The sequence below is a fragment of the Micromonospora sp. LOL_014 genome (assembly GCF_048060245.1).
GTDB lineage: Bacteria > Actinomycetota > Actinomycetes > Mycobacteriales > Micromonosporaceae > Micromonospora_E.
The window spans coordinates 1-19,452 of the sequence record NZ_JBHMIP010000048.1 but is presented as its reverse complement, the minus strand read 5'-3'; the positions used below and the strand labels follow the sequence as shown (position 1 = coordinate 19,452).

At 69.2% G+C, this 19,452-nt stretch carries 18 protein-coding genes and 2 CRISPR repeat arrays; of the genes, 6 read left to right on the top strand and 12 right to left on the bottom strand.

The window, feature by feature from the left end; all coding sequences use genetic code 11:
* Window positions 1-115: 115 nt before the first annotated feature.
* Together ACFHW1_RS27565 and ACFHW1_RS27560 are read left to right on the top strand one after the other, a co-directional pair.
* The gene (locus ACFHW1_RS27565; RefSeq protein ID WP_416616506.1) at window positions 116-313 is read left to right on the top strand and encodes a DUF397 domain-containing protein; all 198 of its coding nucleotides are present in this window, start codon (window positions 116-118) and stop codon (window positions 311-313) included.
* Window positions 314-397: 84 nt separating this feature from the next.
* A complete protein-coding gene (locus tag ACFHW1_RS27560) occupies window positions 398-688 on the top strand; it encodes a hypothetical protein (protein WP_416616505.1) in 291 nt (96 codons plus the stop codon).
* Window positions 689-764: 76 nt separating this feature from the next.
* Here the strand turns inward: ACFHW1_RS27560 and ACFHW1_RS27555 are convergent, their stop codons facing one another.
* The 8 genes from ACFHW1_RS27555 to ACFHW1_RS27520 all read right to left on the bottom strand — a co-directional run bounded on the left by ACFHW1_RS27555 (window position 765) and on the right by ACFHW1_RS27520 (window position 6,742).
* Window positions 765-1,100: a type II toxin-antitoxin system Phd/YefM family antitoxin gene (locus ACFHW1_RS27555; RefSeq protein ID WP_416616503.1), complete on the bottom strand. Its 336-nt coding sequence runs from the start codon at window positions 1,098-1,100 to the stop codon at window positions 765-767.
* A 66-nt stretch (window positions 1,101-1,166) separates the two neighbouring features.
* Window positions 1,167-1,457 (bottom strand): CRISPR-associated endonuclease Cas2, encoded by a 291-nt coding sequence (locus tag ACFHW1_RS27550; RefSeq protein WP_278114760.1) that lies wholly within the window; start codon window positions 1,455-1,457, stop codon window positions 1,167-1,169.
* The gene (locus tag ACFHW1_RS27545) at window positions 1,454-1,732 is read right to left on the bottom strand and encodes a CRISPR-associated endonuclease Cas2 (RefSeq protein ID WP_281550647.1); all 279 of its coding nucleotides are present in this window, start codon (window positions 1,730-1,732) and stop codon (window positions 1,454-1,456) included. Before ACFHW1_RS27545 ends, ACFHW1_RS27550 begins: the two co-directional genes overlap by 4 nt.
* Before the next feature lie 5 nt (window positions 1,733-1,737).
* On the bottom strand, window positions 1,738-2,730 hold the full coding sequence (gene cas1 / locus ACFHW1_RS27540) for a CRISPR-associated endonuclease Cas1 (RefSeq protein WP_416616501.1): 993 nt from the start codon (window positions 2,728-2,730) through the stop codon (window positions 1,738-1,740).
* The gene (locus ACFHW1_RS27535) at window positions 2,727-3,668 is read right to left on the bottom strand and encodes a reverse transcriptase domain-containing protein (protein WP_416616500.1); all 942 of its coding nucleotides are present in this window, start codon (window positions 3,666-3,668) and stop codon (window positions 2,727-2,729) included. Before ACFHW1_RS27535 ends, cas1 begins: the two co-directional genes overlap by 4 nt.
* Window positions 3,669-3,941: 273 nt before the next feature.
* Window positions 3,942-4,272: a CRISPR direct-repeat array (repeat unit 37 nt; unit sequence GTCCCCGGACACACGAAAACCGCGCCGGATTGAAACC).
* 234 nt (window positions 4,273-4,506) lie between these two features.
* Entirely contained in the window at window positions 4,507-5,604 is a 1,098-nt protein-coding gene (locus ACFHW1_RS27530) for a HesA/MoeB/ThiF family protein (RefSeq protein ID WP_416616499.1), read from the bottom strand.
* The gene (locus ACFHW1_RS27525) at window positions 5,592-6,125 is read right to left on the bottom strand and encodes a hypothetical protein (protein WP_278170236.1); all 534 of its coding nucleotides are present in this window, start codon (window positions 6,123-6,125) and stop codon (window positions 5,592-5,594) included. Before ACFHW1_RS27525 ends, ACFHW1_RS27530 begins: the two co-directional genes overlap by 13 nt.
* Window positions 6,125-6,742 (bottom strand): E2/UBC family protein, encoded by a 618-nt coding sequence (locus ACFHW1_RS27520; protein ID WP_416616498.1) that lies wholly within the window; start codon window positions 6,740-6,742, stop codon window positions 6,125-6,127. Before ACFHW1_RS27520 ends, ACFHW1_RS27525 begins: the two co-directional genes overlap by 1 nt.
* A 324-nt stretch (window positions 6,743-7,066) precedes the next feature.
* On the opposite strand from ACFHW1_RS27520, the gene ACFHW1_RS27515 reads away from it, so the two are divergent.
* Both ACFHW1_RS27515 and ACFHW1_RS27510 read left to right on the top strand, forming a co-directional pair.
* Complete coding sequence (locus ACFHW1_RS27515; RefSeq protein ID WP_416616496.1) at window positions 7,067-8,215, top strand: hypothetical protein; 1,149 nt, start codon at window positions 7,067-7,069, stop codon at window positions 8,213-8,215.
* A 331-nt stretch (window positions 8,216-8,546) separates the two neighbouring features.
* A CRISPR array of direct repeats spans window positions 8,547-8,870; the repeat unit is 36 nt; unit sequence GTCCCCAAGCACACAAAAACCGCGCCGGATTGAAAC.
* Window positions 8,871-8,945: 75 nt separating this feature from the next.
* Window positions 8,946-9,746 (top strand): hypothetical protein, encoded by an 801-nt coding sequence (locus ACFHW1_RS27510; RefSeq protein ID WP_416616495.1) that lies wholly within the window; start codon window positions 8,946-8,948, stop codon window positions 9,744-9,746.
* 128 nt (window positions 9,747-9,874) lie between these two features.
* Here ACFHW1_RS27510 and ACFHW1_RS27505 read toward each other — a convergent pair whose 3' ends face one another.
* Both ACFHW1_RS27505 and ACFHW1_RS27500 read right to left on the bottom strand, forming a co-directional pair.
* Window positions 9,875-10,294, bottom strand: coding sequence for a hypothetical protein (locus tag ACFHW1_RS27505; RefSeq protein WP_416616494.1), 420 nt, complete (start codon window positions 10,292-10,294; stop codon window positions 9,875-9,877).
* A 145-nt stretch (window positions 10,295-10,439) separates the two neighbouring features.
* Window positions 10,440-13,964: a ThuA domain-containing protein gene (locus ACFHW1_RS27500; RefSeq protein ID WP_416616493.1), complete on the bottom strand. Its 3,525-nt coding sequence runs from the start codon at window positions 13,962-13,964 to the stop codon at window positions 10,440-10,442.
* A gap of 384 nt (window positions 13,965-14,348) precedes the next feature.
* Between ACFHW1_RS27500 and ACFHW1_RS27495 the strand changes: the two genes are divergently transcribed.
* Window positions 14,349-16,373: a cellulase family glycosylhydrolase gene (locus tag ACFHW1_RS27495; protein ID WP_416551810.1), complete on the top strand. Its 2,025-nt coding sequence runs from the start codon at window positions 14,349-14,351 to the stop codon at window positions 16,371-16,373.
* Window positions 16,374-16,520: 147 nt separating this feature from the next.
* A complete protein-coding gene (cas6, locus tag ACFHW1_RS27490; RefSeq protein ID WP_416616492.1) occupies window positions 16,521-17,348 on the top strand; it encodes a CRISPR system precrRNA processing endoribonuclease RAMP protein Cas6 in 828 nt (275 codons plus the stop codon).
* 141 nt (window positions 17,349-17,489) lie between these two features.
* Here cas6 and ACFHW1_RS27485 read toward each other — a convergent pair whose 3' ends face one another.
* Both ACFHW1_RS27485 and ACFHW1_RS27480 read right to left on the bottom strand, forming a co-directional pair.
* Window positions 17,490-18,158, bottom strand: coding sequence for a C39 family peptidase (locus ACFHW1_RS27485; protein ID WP_416551685.1), 669 nt, complete (start codon window positions 18,156-18,158; stop codon window positions 17,490-17,492).
* A 376-nt stretch (window positions 18,159-18,534) separates the two neighbouring features.
* Window positions 18,535-18,675: a hypothetical protein gene (locus ACFHW1_RS27480; protein WP_416616490.1), complete on the bottom strand. Its 141-nt coding sequence runs from the start codon at window positions 18,673-18,675 to the stop codon at window positions 18,535-18,537.
* Between the last annotated feature and the right edge of the window lie 777 nt (window positions 18,676-19,452).

Below are 19,452 nucleotides of genomic sequence, written 5' to 3'. Positions count from 1 at the left end.
CCGAGGCGGTCCGGGCATACACTCGGCTCTGGGAACGACTCACCGCCGCCGCACTCGGCCCAGTCGAGTCCCGCACCCTCATCCAACAGATCGCAGACGACACCAGAGGCTGACCATGAACACGCCCCACCCCACCTGGCGCAAGTCCAGCCGCAGCGACAACAACGGCGGTGCCTGCGTTGAGGTCGCCAGCATGCCCCGAACCACCGCAGTCCGCGACAGCAAAGACCACACCGGCCCGGTCCTCACCTTCACCACCACCGGCTGGATCGCCTTCATCTACGCGGTCAAAACCGACGGGTTCAACGCCTGAAGCAGACCCATACCCGTACGGCCATCGACTGGTCAGCAGCCACCAGCCAACTACCTTCCGTACGGGGACCGCAAGCCGTACATCGTGGCCGACACGCTCACCGCGCTGACCGGCCCGACCGAGGGCGTGCTCACCCTCCCCCACCATCTGGACTGGTCCGGCAACGCCGAGTACGACCTGGGCCGGCCCGCTCGCCTCGCCAGCATGTACAAGGTGGTGCTCATCGAAGCCGGCACAGTCGACGACCTGAACACCTGGCTCAACGCCGACCTGCTCCGGCGACTCTGGCCCACCCTCTGGCTGCCACCCCAACTGCGGCAAAGCTGGGAGCGCGCCTTTCCCGAGCTCGGCAGAACCGGCACGTACACCGGGTAACAGCGGATGCCGTCCCGAACGACTCACGCGCACCGGACCTGAAAGGCCGATTGGGCTGTCGCAATTCAGCAGGAGGCTACTCTCTGGGTCCTCGGAGGTCGGGAACCGGAATTGACGCCGCCGCACCGTCAGCGCGGTCGGCCAGCAACGCTTCGACTTCACGAGGATCGACCCCGAGCGACTCCAGCGCCGCCGACAGCGGCACGAACAGCCCTTCGGCACGGGAGCGGGCGATCACCGCAGCGTCCTTGCCGTCCCGGAACGCTTCGAGTTCTTCCCACTCGTCGATCCCGACCAGTACGGCCACCGGCCGCTCGTACGTGGTGATGACGACCGGCTCACCGGTGCGCTCGACCGACTCCAGCGCCCTGCCCGCGTCATCGCGGAGGTCTTGCAGCGTGATCCGCTCCACACGGGCACCGTACCGCGCGGTGCCTTGCCAGCCACGTTGGCGACCCCTGTAGATCGGCGGCCACGTTCAGTGGGCGGTCCAGCCGGGTTGGCGGGTGAGGCGGTGTGGCTGGCGGGCCGGCAGCCACCTGGCCCGGCGGGCGCAGTCGGGGCACGGGGCGTGGCCGTGGATCCGGTCCGCCGGGCCGGCGACCGCGGCCAGGTCGGCGACGACCCGCGCCGCGGTCAGGTTGACCTCCGGTGGCACCAGCCACCCGCTGTACTGGAAGCGGTCGGCGATCGGGCCGAGCCGGGCGCGTACCTCGGCGCGGCGGCGGTCGTTCACGATGTCGTAGACGACGAGCACCGGCCGGTTCACCAGCCGGCCCAGCCCTGCTCGGGGAGGACTTCCAGCGGTACGCCGTACCCGGCGGTTTCGCAGTCCGGGCAGGACGGCAGGGCCAGCAGGTGCCCGCCGCCAGTGAACCGTTCGGCGCTGGCGGCGAGCAGCCGGTCCAGGTGCGCGTCACCGATGTGGATGGTGAAGACGCTGTACAGCACCCGTACGCCGTGGCGGCGCAGCAGCGTCGTCAACTGCCGGCGGTCGCGGTCGTCGGGCAGGTCGAAGGTGACGGTCCACCAGCTGGGCTGCATGCCGGTCACCTCCAGCGGAACGGCCGGTACTGCGCCTGCTCGTCGAGCAGCCAGCCGCGCAGCCGCAGCGCCTGGCGGCGTACCAGTTGGTGGTAGGTCGGCTGGTCGGCGGGTGCCGGCCATTCGCGGGCCGGCATGGCCAGCCGGGCCTGAACCCGCGAGATCAGCGCGGACGTCGCGCCGGGTGTCAGGTGGGTGCCGTCGAAGTCGGCGTCGGTCACGGTACGCAGGCCGAGCATCGCCAGTACGGTGCTCTCCAGCAGCGCCGGCCGCCACTCCTCCATCATGTCGAAGGCGAGCGTGGGCCGTCCCCGGCTCGGAGTGTGCAGGAACGACAGGTACGGGTCGAGCCCGGCGGCGAGGATCGCCCCGTGCACGGTTTCCCGCAGCAGCGCCGAACAGTAGTTGATCAGCGCGTTGATCACGTCACGGCGGCTGCGGTCGCGGGCGGCGAAGCCGTACTCGGCCGGCGTCATCACCCGGACAGCGCGGAAGTATGCCCCGGCCGCTGCGCCTTCGATGCCGATCAGCTGCGCCAGGTCGGTCGCGGCGCTGGCGGCCTGCTCGAACTCGGCGAGCCGGGTGACCGCCGCCCACACCGTCGCCGGGTCGCCGCTGCGTTTGGCGCGGCGGCGCAGCAGCGTCGCCTGGTTGGCGATCTTGGCAGGGATGATCGCGCGGGCCAGGTCGAGCCGGGCGGCCGGGTCGCGGTGCCGGTCGAGTTGGCGCAGCCGGGCGGCGATGTGACCGGCGGTGGGTGGTTCGAGCCGGCCGAGCGGTCGGCCGGTGCGGCTGAGCAGGATCAGCGGAATGTCGTGGGCGAGCATGCTGTGCATCGCGTGCGGGGTGACGGTCACCCGGCCGGTGGTGACGACCTCGCCGACCATGGTCAGCGGTGCGGAGGCACGCAGCACACCGTCGCGGTGCACGACGAGCCGGCCGTCGCGCCGGCCGAGGACACAGTCCGGGCCGATCACGTGGAACGCCTTGCCGATCATCGCCGGCTCCCGTTGCTAGCCGGCAGCTTGCCCCGTCGCGGGGTGTTGAGCAGCGGATGGGTCCAGTCCGCGTTGGGCTGCTCGGGCCGACCGTGCTCGCCGTCGAACACCCAGCCGAGCATGCTGAACCCGGCGTCGAACGTGGTGATCTGCGTCTTGTCCGGGTGCAGCCGCAGGTTGAGCGCGGCCAGCTCGGCGCCGATCTGCCGGGCACCGCTGATCGCCGCGTCGAGGTCGAGGCAGAACAGCGCCAGGTCGTCGGCGTAACGCACCAGCCGGCCGTGCCGGCCGTCGACCCGGGCGTCGAACTCGCGCAGGTAGAGATTGGCCAGGGTCGGGCTGATCGGCGCGCCTTCGGGAACACCCCGGACCCGGGTACGCAGACCGGCGGCGGTAAGCATCGGCGCGGTGAACCAGCCGCGTACGATCCGGCTGACCGCCGGGTCGGCGAGACTGCCGCTGACCATCTCGTGCAGGAGCTGGTGGTCGACGCTGGCGAAGAAATCGGCGATGTCCGCGCGGACCACATAACGCAACCCCTTGTCCCGGTACGCGAGAGCCATCGTCAACGCGTCCACCCAGGAACGACCCCGCTGGTACGCGAAACTGACCTCGGCGCGGCGGGTCTCCCACCGGTCGCCGGCGACGTGCAGGAAAGCGCGCTGGGCGACCCGGTCGGCGACGGTCGGAATGCCCCGGTCGCGGCGCTCGCCACCACGGGTGACGGTCATCAGTCGAAGGGGTTGCGGGGTGTATTCGCCACTGCGCAGCAGCGCGGACAGCGACTCCAGTCGTGGACCGAGGTGGTGGGCGAACTCGGCGACGGTCACGCCGTCCGCTCCGGCGAGTGCGGTGCCGGCGGCGACCCGCGACCACGCGGCCCACAACGTCGGCTGGTCAGACATCCGACTCAACAGCCGGGAAGGAGAGGTATTCATGCCGAGATCGGACGGACGAACTCCGATAGAATCGGTGGCATCGACGTCACCGCCGAGATCAACAGGAGCTTATGTCCGGAAATGCCCCTTGCGACAACCTCCGACACGCCCGGGATCCCGGGTAGGTTGGCGGAAAGATCCCAAAGTGCACCTGAGCTGCGAAAACATGCCCCGTGGAGATCATCTAAGGCCCCCCCAAGATCATGATCAACAAGAGGTTGCCCTCGGAGCACCATGTTTGCCCAGCTCAGACCGCCCGACATTTCGGACACGGTCCCCGGACACACGAAAACCGCGCCGGATTGAAACTGGAACCGACGGCGACGATGACATCCACCTGCAGGGTCCCCGGACACACGAAAACCGCGCCGGATTGAAACCGCGAGGACGATGACGGCCCCCGACACCACGATCCGGTTGAGTCCCCGGACACACGAAAACCGCGCCGGATTGAAACCCTTTCACAGCGAACTGTGTACCCCCTTCTTGACCGGTCCCCGGACACACGAAAACCGCGCCGGATTGAAACCTGCCGCCGTAGCCCGTCACGAAGACGAGCCTCTTCCAGTCCCCGGACACACGAAAACCGCGCCGGATTGAAACTCTCTCGTCGCTCTGAGAGGCCTTAGCGCCTTCGGTCCCCGGCCACACGAAAACTGCGCCCTATTTGGGCAAGCAAAATGCCCGCCGTGGTGTCCGCGAGTGGCGTACCACGACGGTGCAGCAGTAATCCCCGATGCACGCAGCGCGTGATCCCGTCAGGGGATCAGAATCCCGTGACGGGATCACGCGGAGTCGCATCGGGTCTATCGAGAGCCAGCGTCAGGTCGGGCTGGGATCAGGTGTCGTGGTGGCGGGACTCGTTGCGCGGGGCTGGTTCGCCGGGTGACGGATATCGGGATGGCTGGGTGTTCGGGCTCTGCGGTGCTCCGGCAGCGTCGTGGGCCGCTGGAGGCGCGGTCGTCCGGGCCACGGACGGTGGGCCTGCGGCGTCGCTGAGACCGCGTGGCGAGTCCGGCCCGCACGCCAGGCACTCCGGGTCGCGGTCGGCGTCCAGCACCGTCGTTTCGTTCGCCGCCGCGTCCACCAGCAGATACCGCACCGGTGACCTCCACGGCGAGACATAGTTCAGCAGCTCGCCGACGGCGTACCCGGCGATGATCTGGTTGAGGAAGACCACGCTGGGCGTCGGCTCGGCCGGATCGTCGACCCGGTATCCGGCCGCCCGGCGCGAAGCGGCCAACCCGGGATCGAGTTCGGCGTCCACCAGACGCGGATCGTAGCCGGACAGGCAGAGCAGGCACGGGCCACCGGGGCGGACCACCGCCAGATGCCCGCCGGCTTCCAGCCGTACCCGGGAATTGGCTTCTTGGTTGTGGTCGTCGGGCGGCTCCGGGCGGGGTGCCGGCCCCAGCTCGACCCCGACGTCGAGATAGCAGCGGGCGTACTGCACGGCCAGCCGGTTCAACGCCCAGCGTGGCGCGTGCCCGTCGACCGCGCCGACGATCACCTCGGCCGGGCGCACCTGCTGCCAGACGACCGGGTCGAGGATGCTGCCGGCGATGCCGCGTACCCGTACCTGCGGGTTGATGGTCCGGACCGTGCGGGCCGCGACGGTGACCTTGGTCGCCGCCCGCGCCACGTCGGCCGGCTTGGCGCCGACCAAGCGGTTCAGGTTGGTGGCGGTGACCGTGTCCGGGTCGACCAGCAGCAGGCCGCCCACGCCCAGGTGGGCCAGCGACTGGACGACCTGACTGCCGACACCGCCGAGACCGACCACGGCGACGGTCAGCTCGGCGAGCCGGCGCTGCGTGTGCGGGCCGAACGCCCGCACCTGCCGGTCGTAGCGGTCCGCCGGGGTCGGCCCAGTGGCACCGGCCTGCGGGTCCGGCCCACCGGCCGGTGCGGTCAGGATCGGCGTGGTCAGAATCGGCACAGTTTCACCTCGGTCAGGTCGTCGTCGCCGAGCAGCACCAACCGGTCGAGCATCCGCAGCGTCCCGTCGTCCGGGTCGGTGTACGCGCCGGCCACCGACGCCTGCCCGAGCACCAGCGACGCCACCCCGACCGGCGGCGCGGCCGGCATCCGGTCAAGGAACTCGGTGTGCGTCTGGCGCATGTTCTCCACGTCCAGGCCGGAGAACCTGACCGTGTCGTCGGCGAACGGGTGGCTGTGCACGTCGACAAGGGACAGGCCGGTCTCGAAGCAGGCGATCAGCACCTCCCGGGTCAGCCAGGCGGCGACTTCGATCCGTACGCCGTTCTGCACCGACAGCGCGTCGTCCGGGATCGGGATGGCCCGGGTGACCAGCAGGTCGGTGACGGCCCCGGTGCCCCACGGGTCGGTCCACCGGCCGGCGCGGGCCAGCAGGTAGGCGCCGCGTTCGTCGTCGCTGTCGCGCAGATGCCGCCGTACGGTGTCCCAGGTGTCGTGGCTGATCCGCAGCACGCAGGTCATCAGTCGACCGTGCCGAGGTAGGTGCGGATCGCCTCGACGTAGCTGACCAGCGAGTCGAAGCGCGGATCCCAGTTACGCTCCGGGTCTTCCAGGCAGTACCAGCGGTAGCCCAGCTCGGCGTATCGGTTCTTGTAGGCCGAGAAGTAGTGGGCGGGTTGCACGAGCGTGCGGCCGTCGCGGCGGCGCAGGTGGTCGCCGAGGAAGAAGCCGTCCGGTGCGGTCTCCGGGTAGGTGGCCGGCGGCACGATCAGCACGGTGGTGCGGTCCGGCTCCCAGTGCGGCGGCAGCCGGAACTCGGGGATGTGCAGCCAGGATTCGTCGTCGGCGACGGTCAGCCCGGGGTACGCGTACGCGAGCTGGGCTGCTTCGTGGCGGATGCGCAGCCGCCTCGGGTCGAGCGAGGTCATCGCCTTGGAGTGCCGGGCGTGGTGGGTGAACTGCTGCTGATCGGCGACGCGGATCCGCTGGTCGTCGGGGACGATGACGTTGCGGTCGTCGTCCCGGCGGACCAGGACCCGTTCCTGCGGCAGGCCGGCCGCCCGCTTGATGTCGCGGCCGGACAGCATGTCGTCGATCACCGGTACGTCGACCCCGTTGATCCTGATCGTCTTGCCCATGTCGTCCTCCGGTTGCCGGGGTTGCTCCTACTTGGAACAGATGGACGAAGTGGCAGCGCAGTCCACCAGCTGGACGTGTGTGGACGGTCACCGGCCTTGGATCGGCCTCCAGTTGCTACCATCGAGTAACTACACGTATGGTGTTCGCATGAGCACCAGGAGTTAGCCTCACTGGCTGCCGCGACCATCGTCCACGGCTCTTGGGCCGGCGCCCTGGACGGTCGCTCCCCACCACATCACGACACCGGTGTCGTCCGGCGGGCACCCAGCCCCGCCTGCTCATCCACCCCGCTGTTCTCCTGCGTCGCAACGGGAGGCACCTCGATGGACACCGCACTGCGCTCACCGGAAGACCCGCAAGACACGTACGCCTTCTTCTTCCTCGCCGTCGTCCGCGCCATGACCCACCACCTGGGGATGGTCATCGCCCGCACCGTGCACGGCACCAGCCACTGCGTCGACAGCCCGCGCGCCGCCAACCGGTGGCTGCACCTGTGCGCCAACTGCGCCGACGTACGCGACGAGCACATCCGCCGCCAGTTCGACCGACTGCGGCGCAACGCCACCGACCACGGCACCGCCGGCGGCAGCGCCGGCACCGCCGTCGGCGGCCCCAGCCGGATCGAGGAGATCAACCAGGTGGTGTCCTTCCTCTACGGGCCACAGGCGTCGACGGTCGACCCGGACGCCGCCGGCGCGGACCTGCTCCGTTACGCGCACCACCCGGACCGGGCCAACGCCGACATCGCTCCGTGGCTTCGCGCCATCTACTGGCAGTTCGTGCACCAGGACCAGCGCCAGGCCATCGCCGAACTACGCCGCCGGTCGGCGACGGCGCGCGGCATGCACGCCCGCCCCGAACGGGACCTGACCACTGCCCGCTGGGCAGCGCCGCTCGCTGCCGACCCGGTCGGCCTGGACCTGCTGATCAGCTTCGTGATCGGGCTACGCGACCAGGTCGCCGACCCGTGGCGGATCCCGCACGCGGCGGCCAAGCACGGACTCACCGACCAGCAGGTACGCCTGCGTCTGACGGCGGCCGTCGACCAGCTCCGACGGATCAACCCGAGCTTCTACGAGGCGAACGTCGCCGCCGCACTGCACCGCCGCGCCGACCGGCTCGACCCGTGCGACGACCTGCCGGGTGCCCGGCCGATCCGCGGCACCGTCCCGGGCGACCCGGCCGAGCGGTACGCCGACCCCGGCGACACTCCCCAACGGCGTCGCCGCCGCCAGGTGCTGCTGCGGCTGTTGGCCAACCCGGCCGTACGCCGCAGCGGGCTGCCGAAGCTGCTCGCCGAGATGTGCGATGTCGCGCTCGAACGATCCGCCGTCGACCTGGAGAAGTCCTGCGCGCGACGACTGCGGCTACCGGCCGGCATCGCCCGTCGGCGACTGGAAATCCTCGCGGTCCTCGTCGCCGGTGCCGGTGTCGAGTGGCTGGACGATCTCCTTTCGGAACCGCCCGGATAGTCCGGTATCCGGGGAGTGGGTGGGGCGACGGAACCCCACCGCCGCCCCACCCACTCCCCTATTCCGTCACTGTGGACGAGCGAATAGACTGGAGCCCGGCAGGCCCACCAGGGCCACCCAGGGAGGTGATTGGCCCGGAATGCCCGTTGCGACAACCCCCGACACGCCCGGGATCCGGGGTAGGTTGGCGGAAAGATCCCAAAGTGAACATGAGCTGCGAAAACATGGTCTTCGGAGATCATCTAGCCACTTCTCAAGATCATGATCAACAGGAGGTTGCCCTCAGGGGCCCCTGTTTCCGCAGGTCAGACCGCCCGACATTTCGGACACGGTCCCCAAGCACACAAAAACCGCGCCGGATTGAAACTTTCGCAGTGGGAAACCTTGTCCCCATCTGCGTTGGTGTCCCCAAGCACACAAAAACCGCGCCGGATTGAAACGGTTCTGGCCCCGCACTACCACTACCTCTGCGCACGTCCCCAAGCACACAAAAACCGCGCCGGATTGAAACGACTTAACGTCTACCCACTGGCACATGTTCTCATGTCCCCAAGCACACGAAAACCGCGCCGGATTGAAGCCCCGAGGCGAAGGCCGAGGATCCCCTCGCTCAAGCCAAGTCCCCGAGCACACGAAAACCGCGCCGGATCAAAACTCGGTCATTAGATTCAATTGACCTGCACCTCTACCCGCTGGACACAAGGTGAAGATCGCTTATTTGATTCTTGCAATGTCGGCCGGTCTTTTCGGTGCCGTGTTCGGTTCGTGGCTGGGCTGGCAGACGGCAGGGCCGACCACCGACACGGCGGCAGCCCGACAGGTGGCCGCTATCGCGTTTCCCGGCGTCGAGGCGGGTGAGCCGACCCGAAACGGTGACCGGCACGGATTTCCGCCGGCTGTCGACGGTGCCTGGACCATGCTCGTCGGAGGTGACGGCTACGTCGCCGGGACCGTCACAGTGCCATTGCCGTTCGGTCCGGCGTCGACCTCCGACGGCCGTCTGGTCAGCGAGGCGGTCGACCGGCTCACGGCTGCCGGTTGGGATGCCGAGCGATTCCGCGCCAGCGGCGACTACGACGCTTTCACGGCAACCCGGGACGGTGTCGCCGTGCGTCTGTCTGCGCGGGACGCCACGCGCTTCGTGATCGACGTTGGCCGCGCGCGGCCGTGGTGGGTCTGGCCGCTGGCGGTCACCGGATTCCTCGTCGCCCTGATCACCACGTTGCTTGCCCTCCGGCAGCTCGATGCGCACACCAGCGGACGCGCCTGGGTCCGGGTCGTCACCGTCTCCTTGCTCGGAGCTGCCGCCGTCTTGAGCCTGCCCGCTCTGGCGGTGGGTGGGCTGGCCACCAGCCATGCCGCGATCACCGGCGGCGACCCGTGGGCGCCGCCGTGGCTCGGCTTCACGATGGTCGGCCTGCGCCCGATGGCGTGGCTGGCCGGGCTGCTCACCGTCACCGCGACCCTCATCGCCGCTGTGCCACCGACGCGAACGCCGGCGACCGCCCGTGAGCGAGCTGCCCGTACCTGAGCCAGGAAACCCATGATGCTTCCATGGCTTGATGCCTCAGGTGCATCTTGATGCACCTGAGGCATCAAGCTCGACCAGCGATCCCGGCCCGGCGAGGTGACACTGCGTCCGTCAAGCAGAGCACAAAGTCACCAACGGGCGCAGTGGGCGACGACGGCACCGCTCACCACCAGCACCAGCAGGTTGAAGGCGAACGTGCCGACGTATGCATGCCGGGCGGCCACGGCGGTCACGGCAATCACCACCTGATCTAGCCTTGATCTAACCTGGCCTGCACCAAGGCCGCGAGAATGATCGTGACGATCACGACGCTCAGCGACTGGGCGACTTGTGCACGGTGGTGAACACGGCACGGTGATCCGTTCCCCGGCCGTGTCCACGACGGTCGCGAGTCCGCCGAGGGCGACGGCCATCACACCGCCGCCGAGGACGATCGTCCAATCGCCAAGGCTGTGTTTGATCGGGTTGATGAAATGCGAGGTCAGGACGAAGGTGACGCCGAACGTGTCGAGCAGGGACGAAGCTTCGTCAGGACGAGGTCTTCTCAAGGATCCTGTCCGGTGTCGACGCTGATTGTCGGGGACGTCGCGTCACGGTCGACATTGGCGGCGCAGGGCAGCCGTGGGACCGTTTGCCGTCACGACGGAGCTGCGCGGCACCACCTGCCGGTGGTGCCGCGCAGCTCATCGTTGATCAGCTGGCGGTGCAGCTCAGCGAAGACACGTTGTCTCCGCTGTTGCCCGAGCCGATGAAGCCGAACGTCGTGCTGGCTCCCGCGCCGAGCGACCCGTTGTAGGAGACGTTGCGCGCGGTCACGTTGGCACCGCTCGACGTGACAGTGGCGCTCCAGGACTGGCTGACGGTCTGTCCGCCGTTGAACGTCCAGGTGACCGTCCAGCCGCTGATCGACGTTGATCCGGCGGTGACCCGCACCTCACCCTGGAAGCCACCTTGCCACTGCCCGATCACCGAGTACGCCGCCGAGCACGACGGCCCGGTGGGCGGCGGCGTGGTCGGTGGCGCCGTCGTGGGCGGTGCCGTGGTCGGCGGGGCCGTGGTCGGTGGCGCGGTCGTCGGCGGTGCCGTGGTGGGCGGCGCCGTCGTCGGCGGAGCGGTCGTCGGCGGCGGTGTCGTGCCACTACCGCGGAAGGTGAACTCGTCGACGTCGAACAGGTAGCTGGAGCCACCGGTGAAGACGAGGAACAGGTTCTGCGTACCGCTGGGTGGGGTGAGCGTGCCGGTGACGGTGGTCCAGGTCTCCCAGTCACCGGTCGGGCTCACGGTGGCCGTACCGATGACGGGTCCCGACGCCGAGCCGGTCCGCAGCGAGATGGTGCCGCCGGAGCCGGCGGAGGCGACCCGCGCGGTGAACGACGTGGCCCCGGCCAGGTTGTACGGGGTGAACGAGATCCAGTCGCCGTTCTCGATGTAGCCGACCGCGCTGCCGCCGTGGGCGGAGGCCTTCTCCACCAGGGTGGTGCCCTGCTGGTCGCCGTAGTGCTCGGCCTGGCGGGTCCGGGGCTGCAGCACCGTCTGCGCCGAGGTCACCGGGATGGTCTCGCCTACCGGGGTGTACTCGGCGATCATGACTCCGAAGATGTTCGCGTTCGGGTCGTGTTCGCCGTCCTCGGTGGTCTGCAGGGTGCCCGAGCAGCCGGTGGCGCTGGAGATGCCATGGGCGTGGCTGTCGTGCCCGAGCAAATAGTTGACCTTCACCCGGCTGCAGTCGATGGTCGGCGCGTCCGGGTCGGTGACCGTCACCTCGAACGGGATGGCGTCACCGAACTCGAACAGCCGGCCGTTGCTTGGCAGGTCGAGGGTGACCGTCGGCCGGCCCACCCCGATCACCACGCTCGCGGTGGCGCTGCGGCCGGTGCTGTCGCGCACCGTGAGCGTCGCCGTGAATTCGCCGTTGCTGGTGTACGTGTACGACGGGTTCGGCTGCGTCGAATCGGTGCTGCCGTCCGTGGTGAAGTCCCACGCGTACGTGATGGCGTCACCGTCCGGGTCGCTGGTCCCGGCCGAGCTGAACTGCACGGTCAGGGGCGCGTTGCCGGCGGTCGGGTCGGCGGACGCGGCGGCGATCGGCGATCGGCCGCCGCCGGAGCTGTACTCGATGCGGTACACCGCCGAGCTGGCGTCACCGCTGCCCCAGCCGGTGCCGTAGTCGAGCACGTAGAGGGCGCCGTCCGGGCCGAACTCCAGGTCCATCACCTGGGTGCCGGTGTAGTCCGGGAACGGGTCGATCGAGCCCACCCCGCCGGAGCCGGTGACCGTGACCGTCTTGATCCACCGCCGGCCGAACTCGCCGATGAACACCTTGCCGTCCATCGACGCCGGGAACTTCACGTCGGAGGCGAGCGAGGCGTCGTAGTTGTAGACCACGGCGTCCATCGGTGACAGGCTGCCGCAGCACAGCTCCGGCGGGTTCTGCTCGCCACCGTACGGCAGCCAGGCCCGCTGCGACGGCGGCAGCTGGGTGATGCCGGAGTTGTTCGGGGAGTTGTTCACCGGCCCGCCGGAGCAGTTGAACGGTGCGCCGGAGGGGCCGGACGGGAACGTGAAGTCGATGTACGGCGTGTTGTAGTTCGAGCAGTACGGCCAGCCGTAGAAGCCGGGCTGGGCGATGCGTTCGAACGCGACGTGGTTTGCCGGCCCGCGGTTGGGGTCGGCGGTGCTGGCGTCCGGCCCGTACTCGCCGAGGTAGACGACTCCGGTCGCCTTGTCCACCGACATCCGGAACGGGTTGCGGAAGCCCATCGCGTAGATCTCCGGCTTGGTGTTCGCCGTGCCGGCCGGGAACATGTTGCCGGCCGGGATGGTGTACCCGCCGTTGGCGCTCGGCCGAATCCGCAGCACCTTGCCCCGCAGGTCGTTGCTGTCGCCGGCGGTACGCTGCGCGTCGTACGCCGGGTTGCGGTTGGACCGTTCGTCGATCGGCGTGTAGCCGCTGGAGTCGAACGGGTTCGTGTCGTCTCCGGTCGACAGGTAGAGGTTGCCGTCCGCGTCGAAGTCGATGTCACCGCCGACGTGGCAGCACATGCCCCGGCTGGTCGGGACCTGCAGGACCGTCACCTCCGACGACCGGTCCAGGGTGTGGTCGGCGTTGACCGTGAAGCGGGACAGCCGGTTATAGCCGTTGAACGGTGCGAACTGCGCCGCCGAGCCGGTCGACGGCGCGTCGCCGCCCGGAGTGTTCAGCGGCGGCGAGTAGTACACGTACACCCATCGGTTGGTGGCGAAGTTGGGGTCCGCCTCGATGCTCTGCAGCCCTTCCTCGTCGTGGGTGTACACCGGGATGGTCAGCGCCACCTTGGTGTTGCCGGCCGCGTCGGTGTAGCGGATGGTGCCTTCGCGGGAGGTGTGCAGCACGCCCCGGTTCGGCAGCACCGTCATGCCCATCGGCTCGCCGACCTCGGCGACGCCCTTGGCCAGGGTGACCTCGCTGTAACCGGGGGGTGTCTGGCCGGTCGAGCAGTTGCCGGTGCCCTGCGCGGCGTACTGGATGCCGCCCAGCACGTGGCTGCGGAAGTTCGCGTCGCTGAAGCTCTCGTTGGTGTGGCCCATGCCGGTGTACCAGGAGCGGCCACCGTCGTAGCCTCGGCACCACGCGATCGGGTGGTCGCTGCCCATCGTACCGCCGGTGTACGTACTCTCGTCCACGGTGGCCAGGATGTGGTTGTCCGAGCGTGGGTTGGTCCGGTAGTTGTACCACTCGTCGTAGCGGTTCCACGCGGTCGGCAGCCCGGCGGTCGAGGGGTGCGAGTTGTCCTCGATCCGTACGGTGGCGTTCTGGTTCGCCGGATGGCTGGCGAAGTACGCGCCGACCAGGTCGCCGTACCACGGCCAGTCGTATTCGGTGTCGGCCGCGGCGTGGATCCCGGCGTAGCCACCGCCGCCTCGGATGAAGCTCTCGAACGCCGACTGCTGGCTGGCGTTGAGGACGTCCCCGGTGGTCGACAGCCAGATGACCGCCTGGAACCGGGACAGGTTGGCGGTGGTGAACTGGCCGGCGTCCTCGGTGGTCTCGACGGTGAAGTTGTGCTGCGCGCCGAGCTGCTCGATGGCGGCGATGCCGGCCGGGATCGAGTCGTGCCGGAACCCGGCGGTCTTGCTGAAGACCAGGACGGTGAAGTCCGCCTGGGCCTGGGCCGGCGCGGCGCTGAAGCTGATCGTGGCCAGCACCATGACCAGGCAGAGGGCCAATCTTCGGAACATGATTCGGGAGCTCGCTTTCTGTCGTGACAGGTGCGGACAGGCGTGCGCCGAATCACGCCGCAGGGGATCGACTGGAGCGGGGACGCTGGCTGGCGATGCTCGAGCCACACGCGCACCACGGGCGGGCCCGCCAGGGCGGCCCTGCTCACCTTCGCCCGGAGCGAAACACGATGCCGGCTCCAGGTCACCGCGTCGCCATCGAAGGCCGTCGTTGCGACCCTATGGGAGCCACAAAATGGAAGTCAATGAATCTGTCGCAGCCAGACATGCCCCGGCGGCACGCCCGCCGGGATCACGTCCTTCCATTTCGACCTTGGTACGTCGTAACCTCTGTCGATGGAAGCGCTCCCACGACTGCCCAACCCACGACAGGAGAACCTCTACATGCCGTCGATACGGATACGGTGGGCCGCCACAGCGGCGGCCGGCCTGCTACTCGGGGCGGCCGCCGCCGTCCCGACCATCCCCGCCACGGCAGCCGCCGCCCCACCGGCTGCCCTCACCGGCACATCAGCCACCGAATCAGCCGCAGCCGCTCAGGCCGTACCGGCGAACGACTGGCTGCACACCGATGGGAACACGATCGTCGACGAGGCCGGCAACCAGGTGTGGCTCACCGGGGCCAACTGGTTCGGCTACAACGCCACCGAGCGGGTCTTCCACGGCCTGTGGTCGGCCAACATCGAGGCGGTCACCCGCGCGATGTCCGAGCGTGGCATCAACATCGTCCGGGTGCCGATCTCGACCCAGCTGCTGCTGGAGTGGAAGGCCGGCCAGCCGCTGGCCCGGCCCAACATCAACGCGTACGTCAACCCCGAGCTGGACGGGCTGAACAACCTGCAGATCTTCGACTACTGGCTGGACCTGTGCGAAGAGTACGGCCTGAAGGTCATGCTGGACGTGCACAGCGCCGAAGCGGACAACTCCGGGCACACGTACCCGATGTGGTTCAAGGGTTCGATCACGCCGGAGCTGTTCTACCAGGGCTGGGAGTGGGTGGCCGAGCGCTACCGCGACAACGACACGATCGTCGCGATGGACATCGAGAACGAGCCGCACGGCACCCCGAACGATCCGCAGCGGGCCAAGTGGGACTCCTCGATTGACCAGGACAACTTCAAGCACGCCTGCGAAACCGCCGGTCGGCGGATCCTGGCGATCAACCCCGACCTGCTGATCCTCTGCGAAGGCATCGAGGTCTACCCGCGCCCGCACGCCGACTGGGACTCCCCCAACACCAACCCGGACCGCAGCCCGAACTACTTCTACAACTGGTGGGGCGGCAACCTGCGGGGCGTCGCCGAGCACCCGGTCGACCTGGGCGCCAACCAGGACCAGCTGGTCTACTCCCCGCACGACTACGGCCCGCTGGTCTACGAGCAGCCGTGGTTCCAGGGCGAATTCGACAAGGCGTCGCTGACCGAGGACGTGTGGCGGCCCAACTGGCTCTACATCCACGAGGACGACACCGCGCCGCTGCTGATCGGCGAATGGGGCGGCCGGTACGGCCAGGACGCCCGGCAGGACAAGTGGCTGCACGCCCTGCGCGACCTGATGATCGACTACGGCATCCACCACACGTTCTGGTCGCTGAACCCCAACTCCGGTGACACCGGTGGCCTGCTGCTCGACGACTGGACCAGCTGGGACGAGGTCAAGTACAACCAGGTGCTCAAGCCGGCGCTGTGGCAGCACGACGGCAAGTTCGTCAGCCTCGACCACCAGGTGCCGCTCGGCGGTGCCGGTTCCACCACCGGGATCAGCCTCGCGCAGCGGTACAGCGACGGTGGCGGGGACGACGACGTGACCGCGCCGACCGCCCCCGGCCAGCCGACCGCCAGCGACGTCACCGCCGAGACGGTGACGTTGACCTGGGCGGCGTCGACCGACAACGTCGGCGTCACCTCGTACCAGGTGCTGCGGTCGACCGGCGGTGCGCCGGCCACCCTGGTTGCCACGGTCTCCGGCACCACGTACACCGTCTCCGGACTGACCGCCGAGACCAGCTACACGTTCACGGTGCGGGCCCGCGACGCCGCCGGCAACGTCTCGCCGGCCTCACCGGCGCGGACGGTCACCACCGCGGCCGACGACGGCGGCCCCGGCGACGACGGCTGCACCGCCACCTACACGGTGACCAGCAGCTGGCAGGGCGGCTTCCAGGGCGGCATCGAGGTGCGCAACACCGGCACCTCGGCGATCTCCGGCTGGACGCTCACCTGGACCAACCCGAGCGGTACGTCGATCGGGTCGCTGTGGAACGGCCGGTTGACCACGTCCGGCGAGGTGAACACGGTACGCAACGAGCCGTACAACGGGGCCCTCGCGCCGGACGCCGCCACCACGGTCGGCTTCGTCGGCTCCGGGCCCGGCACCACACCGACCGACCTGAGCTGCACCGCGTCCTGAGCAACCCGAATTCGGACCAGATCCGGACCCGATCCGCTGCCCGACCCCGACCGGGTCGGGCAGCGGATCCCCCGGCCCGCTGGCGCCGGTCTGATTGAGTGGGGTGCACTCACCGACCACACCAGACCGAGAGGGTACGCCGGCCCGATGCCCACCCAGATCGTCGTCTCCCTGGTGCCGACCGCCGCCACGGCGGTACCGCCACCACACACCGGCCCGGCCGTCTACGCCGCGTTCCTCAAAGCGGTCCGCGCCGTCGACCCCGAGCTGTCAACGATCATGCACGACAGCCCCCGGTACAAGCCGTTCACCCTCAGCCCGGTCCTCGACGAGCAGGGCCGGACATCGTCGACACCGGGGCAGCCGGCCCGGATCGTGGTCGGCCTGCTGATCGACGCGTACGCCGCCCCGGTGCTCGCCGCGCTGCACCACGCAGCCGGGCATCAGATCGCACAGACCCGGTACCGCACGGTCGACGTCGCCGTGCGCGCCGTGTCGTACGCCGAGCTGGCCACCGGCGCCGACCCGGCCGCCACCACCTGGGCGTACGACCTGCTGACCCCGGTCGGGTTCGCCACCGGACGCGGGGACGGTGCCCGCCGCCAGCGCCCCTGGCCGGACGCGGAGCGGGTGTTCACCAACCTGACCCGGCGCTGGGACGCGTTCGCCGGGGAGGTGGCGTTGCCGACGTCGGCGGAGCCGGCGGTCGTCGACCATCTGGAGGTGGTCGACGCCCAACTGCGGATGGCCACGCACCTGGTGGAGCCGGGGCAGCGTAACCCGGAGCACCGGTTCCGCCGGGGCACGGTCGGCTCGGTGACCTTCCAGTTGGCGGAGGCGTCGGGGGTGCCCGGCGACGCGCGGCGGGCGGTCGACGCCCTGGCGGCGTTCGCCAGCCACGCCGGTTTCGGGGACCGGACCGCGATGGGCATGGGTCACGTCCGGCGCAGGCTCAGCCCGCCCCCGCAGCAGTGATCCGCTTCGGCTCATCGGCCTGCCCCGCAGCGGGTCGGGTCGACCAACCGCAGCGGATCAAGGTTAGCCGGTGACGACCGTGGGCCGGGTCTGCCGCGTACGCAGCAGACCCGGCCCACATGGTCAGGACGAGGTAGGACGTCAGTGCGAGTAGCCGCGCGTGGCGATCCAGTGCGCCAGGGTCTCGGTGCTCACCCAGTAGTGTTCGGCGCCCAGAAAGGCCGGGTCGGCGATCTTGACGGCGTCGCCGCCCTCGCCGTAGCCGACCACGGTCACGTAGTGCCCGCCCGGGTACGAGTGGGTACGGCCGTCGACGTCGCTCGCCGTACCGATGATGTTGGCCACCACGGCCCGGCCGTCGTCCACGGTCGCCCGCACGTCGTCGCGCAGCTGATCGATTTGCGCCTGGCTCGCCTTGGCAGCCTCGATTGCGGTGGTCTGGTACTTGTTGTCTCCAGTGAGCTCGTTGAGCACCCGGGTGGTGTCCTCGGCCGAATCAGTGCCGGCGACCGTGGTGCCCAGCCTGCTGGCCACCTCGTCCTGCGACAGTTCGTGGCCCTGCGCGGTCAGCGCGATCCGGGTCGCGGCCGGCCCGCAGTAGTAGAAGTTCAGCTGCCGCTCGTAGCGAGTGTCCAGCAGCCGGCCCTCGCTGGACCACCCGCCCTGGTCGGAGCTGGCGGAAGTGGTGGTGAACCTCGCGGTGTCCGAGGCCGGGGCGGCCTGGTCTGCGGCAGCCGGACCGGCCACCACACCGCCGGCTACCAGCAGACCGGCGACGGACAGTGCGGATCTGTGAAGAACGGTGGTCATCTGCGGATCTCCGTTCCGGGAGGGCGCGGAAGATCCGGGCATTGATCGTTTGGCAGAGGCCCGGACCCCGCGAACGGGACATACGGTCAGTCGGTGCCCAGCACGGCGGTCAGGGCTGATGCGACGCCCATTCCCGACCGCGCGGAACGCCCCGCGTGCGGATATCACAACGACGCGTACGCCAGCGGGACGCACCGGGTAACAACCGCAGCGGGGCGGCCGACATTCCGCCGTCCCGCCGATCAACCGGAGATCAACCGCCGATCGCCGTTCGCTCGGCAACGTCGTTGAAATCTGGTCCTCGAGCGCGAGCAGCGTCGAGCGATCTTCATGGACTCGGGGAAGCTGACCACGTACCGCCCGGTCCGGTGGTAGATCACCGCGAGGGTGCCCGGAACTGCTGGGCGATGGTGTTGGCAAGATCGGCGGGGATGCCCAGCGCCAGCGTCACGCCGCCGTCGAGCCCGGCGCCGGCGGCCAGACCAGCACAGTAGTTGATGTAACCGTTGATCCCCATCGAGTCGACTCTTCCTTAATCTTGAACCCGTCGAGATTCTTGTGGACGAACTCGAAGGACTTCGCCGTCGCACCGGCAAGATTTGTGTTCACCACGACCACCTGACCCGGAAGGCTTGTCGTCAGACCATCGGATGCCAACGAATCGTTTGGCAACTCGACGGTATTCGACCACGAAGCCCGACGGCGGGAGTGGTACGTACAAGCACGACAGTCAGCCGTACCGTCGGCACCGCCGAACCGGGCGGGTCGCCCCGGCGAAGGACCAATGTCGGCGAACCGGAAGTACGTCGTGAGCGTCGCGTCGCCCAGCTCTTCGAGGATCAGCCCCCGGGTGGCGGAGTGCTGCAGGTACGCCGACGCGCTGCTGATCGCGTACGACGGTTCCCCACCGGCCCGTTCCACGACGCCGATCGAGAAGCGCTGCCGCAGCTCAGATGGCACGCAGTCCGCCGCGACAACGGTCAGCGGGTCCGCTCCGGATGCTCTGACCTGCCAGCATGCGTCGGAGTCGTCCGGATTCGGTTCGGCGGCGCGGATCCGAAGAGTCTCTGCCCCGGCCGGTTCGATGACGAACAGCCGTCGTCGAGCAGCGACACCGCCGGCTCGAACGCGTCGGTACGCACGATCGCGACCTGGCGGTCCCCGGGCAGCAGCGGATCGTCCCCGACGGAGGCCGGCGCCCCAGTCGGCGCCCCAGTCGGTGATCCGGTCGGGGCAATGCTGCGTAGCTTAAGTTGATCTTGGGGTGTGGCCTGCGGTTGTGTGGCTGCTGTCG